At 40.8% G+C, this 6,636-nt stretch carries 6 protein-coding genes; 1 reads left to right on the forward strand and 5 read right to left on the reverse strand.

Features of this window, described 5'->3' with window-relative positions:
• Positions 1-206: 206 nt before the first annotated feature.
• Positions 207-2,642, forward strand: a complete 2,436-nt coding sequence (gyrB, locus tag HZC45_01200; GenBank protein MBI5681782.1) for a DNA topoisomerase (ATP-hydrolyzing) subunit B — start codon at positions 207-209, stop codon at positions 2,640-2,642.
• Positions 2,643-2,699: 57 nt separating this feature from the next.
• Here the strand turns inward: gyrB and HZC45_01205 are convergent, their stop codons facing one another.
• The 5 genes from HZC45_01205 to HZC45_01225 all read right to left on the reverse strand — a co-directional run bounded on the left by HZC45_01205 (position 2,700) and on the right by HZC45_01225 (position 6,488).
• The gene (locus tag HZC45_01205; protein ID MBI5681783.1) at positions 2,700-3,251 is read right to left on the reverse strand and encodes a 2-oxoacid:acceptor oxidoreductase family protein; all 552 of its coding nucleotides are present in this window, start codon (positions 3,249-3,251) and stop codon (positions 2,700-2,702) included.
• A gap of 100 nt (positions 3,252-3,351) precedes the next feature.
• Entirely contained in the window at positions 3,352-4,215 is an 864-nt protein-coding gene (locus tag HZC45_01210; GenBank protein ID MBI5681784.1) for a 2-oxoacid:ferredoxin oxidoreductase subunit beta, read from the reverse strand.
• 92 nt (positions 4,216-4,307) lie between these two features.
• Positions 4,308-5,024 carry an isoprenylcysteine carboxylmethyltransferase family protein gene (locus HZC45_01215; protein ID MBI5681785.1) on the reverse strand — a complete coding sequence of 239 codons (717 nt, stop codon included), beginning with the start codon at positions 5,022-5,024 and terminating at the stop codon, positions 4,308-4,310.
• 5 nt (positions 5,025-5,029) lie between these two features.
• Complete coding sequence (gene cmoA, locus HZC45_01220; protein ID MBI5681786.1) at positions 5,030-5,755, reverse strand: carboxy-S-adenosyl-L-methionine synthase CmoA; 726 nt, start codon at positions 5,753-5,755, stop codon at positions 5,030-5,032.
• Between the two features lie 43 nt (positions 5,756-5,798).
• Positions 5,799-6,488, reverse strand: a complete 690-nt coding sequence (locus HZC45_01225; protein MBI5681787.1) for a hypothetical protein — start codon at positions 6,486-6,488, stop codon at positions 5,799-5,801.
• Between the last annotated feature and the right edge of the window lie 148 nt (positions 6,489-6,636).

Genomic DNA, 6,636 nt, shown 5'->3' on the forward strand with positions numbered 1-6,636 from the left:
GAGAATACCTGAATGTATTGATTTAATCTCACCTGAACAATCCTTTCAACTTGTTTAACAGTGTAACTATAGCATAATGGCAATGGGCTTACATCAATTTTTGAATACACAATTCTTGAATACTATCCAAAACTTATAAAACCTATCAGTTGGATTGATTACAAGGGTTTACTATGTTTTTTTAATATGGTATATTAACCCAAAAAATGCAATGGGGGTATTCTTTGACAATAAAACAGGAGTATGATGCAGGTGCAATAAAGGTGCTTGGGGGCCTTGATGCTGTCCGAAAAAGGCCTGCAATGTATATAGGCTCTACAGGTTCTTCTGGTTTGCACCATCTAGTATATGAGGTGGTTGACAATTCTGTTGACGAGGCACTTGCAGGTTTCTGCAAAAATATTGAGGTTATAATCCATACTGACAACAGCGTTACAGTCATTGATGACGGCAGGGGTATCCCCACAAACATGCATAAGGAGAAGGGTAAGCCTGCTGCTGAGGTTGTTATGACAGAACTCCATGCGGGCGGCAAATTTGAGAACAAGGCATACAAGGTTTCAGGCGGGCTGCACGGTGTGGGTGTTACTGTTGTGAACTTCCTTTCAGAGTGGATTGAACTAGAAATCAAAAGGGATGGTCAGGTATGGGAACAAAGATATGAAGGCGGCAAACCTGTCTCGCCGCTTAAGGTTGTGGGCAAGACCAATAAGACAGGGACAAAGATAACATTCAAGCCTGACAATAAGATTTTTGAAACAATAGAGTTTAGTTTTGACACCCTTTCCCAACGTCTTCGTGAACTTTCGTTTTTAAATGCAGGACTCCACATATCCATCAAAGATGACAGGAGCGAAAAAAAGCATGAATTCCATTATACAGGCGGCATAAGATCATTTATTGAGCATCTCAACAAAAACAAGACACCACTGCACTCAAAGATAGTGTATATAGAAGGCTCACGCGAGGCAGTGCAAATAGAGATTGCAATGCAGTGGAATGAAGGATATACAGAAAACATATTCTCATTTGCAAATAATATAAATACAACAGAGGGCGGTACACACATGGTCGGGTTCAAATCCGCGCTTACCAGAACTATAAATAACTATACCTCTCAAAATAATCTTTTGAAGGGTGTAAAAGAAGGCATACAGGGCGATGATGTGAGAGAGGGACTTACCTGCGTTATAAGTGTTAAACTGCCAAATCCCCAGTTTGAAGGACAGACAAAGACAAAACTCGGGAACAGTGAGGTAAAGGGTTGTGTTGAGACACTGATAAATGAAAAACTCTCTGCATTTCTTGAGGAAAATCCTTCGGTTGCAAAAAAGATAGTTGCCAAGGCTGTAGAAGGCGCAATGGCAAGGGAGGCTGCAAGGAAGGCAAAGGAGTTAATAAGGAGAAAGGGCGCACTGGATACGGCAAGCCTTCCGGGAAAACTTGCAGACTGTCAGGAGACAAACCCGGCACTTTGCGAACTTTTTATTGTTGAGGGCGATTCAGCAGGCGGGTCTGCAAAACAGGGAAGGGACAGGAGAAATCAGGCAATCCTGCCTCTACGCGGTAAGATATTAAATGTTGAAAAGGCACGGTTTGATAAGATGCTGTCCAATGAAGAAATCGGCACAATGATTACTGCGCTTGGCACAGGCATTGGCAAAGAGGAGTATGAGATTTCAAAACTCCGTTATCATAAAATTATAATAATGACAGATGCTGATGTAGATGGCTCTCATATAAGGACACTCCTCCTGACATTCTTCTATCGCCAAATGCCGCAACTTGTTGAAAATGGATACCTATATATTGCCCAGCCTCCTCTTTTCAAGGTCAAAAAAAACAAGTTGGAAAAATATATAAAAGATGAGACAGACCTTACCTCATTTATTGTAGAGGCAGCAGCAGAGGGTTTAAAATTATATACAAAGGACAAGAAAAAAATCTTTCAGGGAAGAGACCTTTTCAATATTCTTAAAAAGATGGCTAAATTCCAGAGTATAATCAAAAGGATAGATCAAAGGAGAAAAGAGGGAGAGGTTATATCTGCTATAGGCATGGAGGATGAATTTAATGCAGATACCTTGAAAAATGAAAAGGCTTTACAAACAATCATGGTGGATTTAAAGACCTATTTGAATACACTGCGGCCTGATATTCAGCCAATTGAGTTTTCTATTGATACGGATATAGAGCATGACTGTTATATGCTGAAGTGTGCATCCCGAAAAAACGGTGCAGTGATTGAAACGGTCATTGACTGGGAATTTTTGCATTCACCCGAATATGCGGAGATCAGAACTCTGTCAAGGGAGTTAAAAAATATAGGGAGCCCACCATTTGTTCTGGAGGATGAAGAAGAAACAAAAACGATAAATACAGTGAAAGAGATTACAGAGCATGTCCTCTCCATTGGTAAAAAGGGGCTGTATATTCAGCGATACAAAGGACTTGGTGAAATGAACCCGGGGCAGTTATGGGAAACTACTATGAACCCTGAAACAAGGACGCTTTTACAGGTAAAGATTGAGGATGCTGTTGAAACAGACGAAATCTTCACAATCCTTATGGGCGACCAGGTTGAACCGAGAAGGAATTTTATAGAGGAACATGCACTTGATGTAGTTAATCTGGATATATAAAAAAAGGTAACTTGCAGAATCTTTAAGTCTTGAGTCTAGTGTCTGCTTTTAAAGGGTTTACTCATTCAGCATCTGTCTTGCCTTTTCAAACCCGATTTCAAGTGCCTTTTTATTCAAATCAAGAAATATCTGTGGAACCCTGCTCAAGACTGCCTTTTCAATCGCCTCATGAGAGACAACCTTTGTGAGTTCTGTTATGATACCAAGCGAAATTATATTTGCAACGATTGTCTTGCCGAGTTCATTCCTTGCAATGGATGTTATCGGCACACTGTAAACCTTGAAATCACCTTTAGGCACATCCTTTACCTCATCTGAATCAATCAAAAGTATTCCATCTTTTTTAACATCTTTATAATATTTATTGCATGCATCTTGTGTCATTGCAAGCATTGCATCAATGCTTGTAGCCTTAGGATAATCTATCTCATCATCGCTTATTATCACCTCGCTCCTTGATGCGCCGCCCCTTGATTCAGGTCCGTAAGACTGGCTCTGGCTTGCCTTTTTATCACTGTATATTGACGCAGCCTCTGCCATTATGATTCCTGCCAGTATCATGCCTTGTCCCCCTGACCCGCTGAACCTCATCTCGTATCTCTGTGCCATTTAAACCTCCAGAATTAGTTCGGAGTCAGGAGTTCGTAGTTCGGAGATAATGTTTTTACTTTTTTACTCCTAACTCTCAACTCCGAACTCATAACTGTATTTACTTCCCCTGTGCCTTTGCCATTAACTTTTCATATTCCTCGCAATATTCAGGTCTCTCTGATTTGTGCAAAACTCCCCTTAAAAGTTTTCCCTCAAGTTTTTCTGGAGGGAGTTTGTCCGCCTGCGAAACAGAAACAGTCCCGTCCTTTTCAACCTTCTCCATCATCTCAGATGCGCTCTTGAATTTGTTAAACCTTCCATAATATGTGGGGCATGAGTCCAGAATATCTAATACTGATGTGCCTTTGTGCATTATTGCGTCATATATGGTCTTTTCAAGTTCCTGCGCATGATATGCAGTTCCCCTTGCAACAAATGTTGCGCCTGCCGCCTTTGCAAGTTCGCATGTGTCAAATGTCGGCTCTATGCTTCCATATCTCGCTGTTGTCGCAATCATGCTTTGCGGTGTTGTGGGCGAGGACTGTCCGCTTGTCATGCCGTAGATATAATTATTATAAACCATGATGGTCAAATCCATGTTTCTCCTGCATGCGTGTATAAAATGATTGCCGCCGATTGCAAGCGCATCGCCATCGCCTGTAACCACGATTACCTTTAGTCTTGGTTTTGCAAGTTTAATCCCTGTTGCGCATGGAATCGCCCTTCCATGTAGTGTATGAAGCGTATTGAAATCAACATAGCCCGGCGTTCTGCTTGAACAGCCTATGCCTGAGACTATTGCAATATCATCCTTTTGCACCCCTGTTGCATCTATCGCCCGAATGAGACTTTTAAGCACCACCCCATGCCCGCACCCGGGACACCAGATATGCGGAAGTTTCCCTTTTCTCATATAAGAACTGTAATCAAACGGCGCCTTTTCTTTATATGGAACTGTTCTTGCTGCTGTTTGTGTAGACATTTCAATCCTCCTCATTTAATACAGGTTAAGGTTTAGGTTAAGAAAAAACAAAATCTCACTCTTAACCTTACCTTCAACCTTAACCTGCTTGTTTAATCCGCGACCAACCGCTCGCTCTTTTTTAGATATCTTGCAACAGCATATAGAAAAGTTACGAAAATAAATAATGCTGACAAAAACAGGAAAGCAGTCTTATTCATCTCACTGCCGTATCGCATATACTGGTTTTTTATTATGAGTAATATCATGCATACTACCCATGCATATGTTGTCCCATATTCTTTGACGATTAGACGTGCCCAGTTGAACTTCATGCCTTTGATGGTTTTTATTATCCCTGACAGATTAGGTATAAATCTGTTTACACCCTTTATGTATTCAATATACTCCTGCCCAAATTTGTTAGAGAGGTAATTTTCTTCTGCCTTTATAATAGCCATGTACATGACTATAAAGAGCGGGATGCCTGCAATATAAAATGGGATCGAATTTGCTGTAATGCCAAGCCCTATAACAATAAGGATATTTCCTACATATAAAGGATTTCTGCAATGGGCAAAAATCCCATCTTTCACGAGTGTTTCAGCATATACCTTTCTGTTTCTGCCGCCTCGTATGATATAAACAAGTCCTATGGTTAATGCCCTGATAATCTGCCCTGTTAATGCTATTGTAATGCCTGCTGCATATCTCCATTTTCCCAGATGTCCGCTGTCCATATAAGGTTTTGTGCCTAACACCAGCAGCACAAAAAATAACGGGAAGATAAGATTTCTATACTTGAAAATCAGATTGCCGAGTTTCACCATAAGTATTATTTCACTGCCACCATTCCGCAGAAATTGTACCACTTGAAAAAAACATCGCAGTATCTGAACCCCTGATTGAGCAGAAGGTCCCTGTTTTCCAGCAGTTTATAAGGGACGAGGACGTTTTCAAGCGCCTCTCTCTTCTGTGCAATCTCCAATTCGCTGTATCCGTTTCTCTTTTTAAAATCATAGTAATATTTTATAAACTGCCTGTTAAAAAGCGAATCCTCTCCAAGCACTTTTTCAATAAGAATAAAACACCCGTTATCGTTCAGTCCGTTGACAATGCCCTTTATCAATTTTTCCCTATATAAGGGTCTGATAAATTGAAGGGTAAGCACCATAATAATACACGAGGCATTCTCTATGCTTATACCATTATTCAGGTCTGCACATACCAGTTCATATTCTCCTTCAAAATTATTTTCAGAAAGGGTTTTTCTGCATCTTGCCAGCATCTCTTTAGAGTAGTCTATACCAATATATTTAACCTTGCTGCCGATAGTCTTATTGAGATTAATAAGTGTTGTGCCGGTAGAACAACCCAGGTCATAGATATTTGTCCCTTCTGCTGCAAAATCTAAAGATATTTCAGTTATCATTCTCTGAATCTCCTGATAGAAAGGAACTGAACGATTCAGCATGTCATCAAATACACTTGCGACATTTTCCCCAAAATTAAAATCTGCAATTAAGCCCATTTTATCATTAAATATTTTGTCTTTTGCCATTTTAAAATTCCCAATTTCCAATTCGACATTCGCAGAATGTCGCTTATCCGTCTAGCATATCCCTTTCTATCAAAACCTCGCTGGGAATAACTGTCGGCTCAACCGGCTTGCCTAATATAGCGTTCATGATTTGCTTTGGGTGTATTGGGTCTGTATCAACCCGGAATAGACCTCTTACATCGCACTGACCTTTTGATGCCCTCTGAACTTCATAAAATACCTGCCCTAGATTCATCTCAGGCACTATTATTGTCTTAACTTTTTTTGCCATCTCTTCTACTGCGTCATCTGGAAAAGGCCATATAGTCAGCGGTCTTAACAACCCAACCTTAATGCCTTTGCTTCTTAATTCCTTGACAGCAAACTTTGCGCTCTTTGCACATACGCCGTATGCAAAGATGCCGATTTCTGCATCGTCAAGATAAAACTCTTCGTTCTTGCAAATGGTTTCTTTATTCCTATCTATCTTATGGACGAGCCTCTCATTGGTCTCGTGAATTAGTTTTGTATTGCTTGTCGGGAACCCGTCTGCTGCATGATAAAGCCCTGTAACATGAAACCTATGACCATCTCCATACGCAGCAAGCGGCGCCACCTTGCCTTCATTTACCTCATATGGTTTATACTCAGAAGGGGCGCAGTCCGGCTTTTTCCTTTCAATAACATGGATATCGCCGGGCTCAGGCAAAGTAACCGCCTCCCTCATGTGTCCTATAACCTCATCGTAAAGCAAGATTACAGGCGTCCTGTATGTCTCTGACAGATTGAATGCTCGTATTGTTTCATACAGCAGTTCTTGGCCAGATGAAGGGGTTAAGACAACAATAGTGCCTGAGATGAATCTAGGGCAGGTATTTTATGAAGTTCAGAGGGCATCAAAA

The organism is Deltaproteobacteria bacterium (genome assembly GCA_016223005.1).
In the GTDB taxonomy this organism is placed as follows: Bacteria; Desulfobacterota; GWC2-55-46; order UBA9637; family GWC2-42-11; genus JACRPW01.

Bases quoted from the DNA above. Each gene is read 5' to 3' on its own strand.
- HZC45_01215 (MBI5681785.1), bottom strand. From the start codon at position 5,024: ATGGTGAAACTCGGCAATCTGATTTTCAAGTATAGAAATCTTATCTTC.
- cmoA (MBI5681786.1), bottom strand. From the start codon at position 5,755: ATGGCAAAAGACAAAATATTTAATGATAAAATGGGCTTAATTGCAGAT.
- gyrB (MBI5681782.1), top strand. From the start codon at position 207: ATGCAATGGGGGTATTCTTTGACAATAAAACAGGAGTATGATGCAGGT.
- HZC45_01205 (MBI5681783.1), bottom strand. From the start codon at position 3,251: ATGGCACAGAGATACGAGATGAGGTTCAGCGGGTCAGGGGGACAAGGC.
- HZC45_01210 (MBI5681784.1), bottom strand. From the start codon at position 4,215: ATGTCTACACAAACAGCAGCAAGAACAGTTCCATATAAAGAAAAGGCG.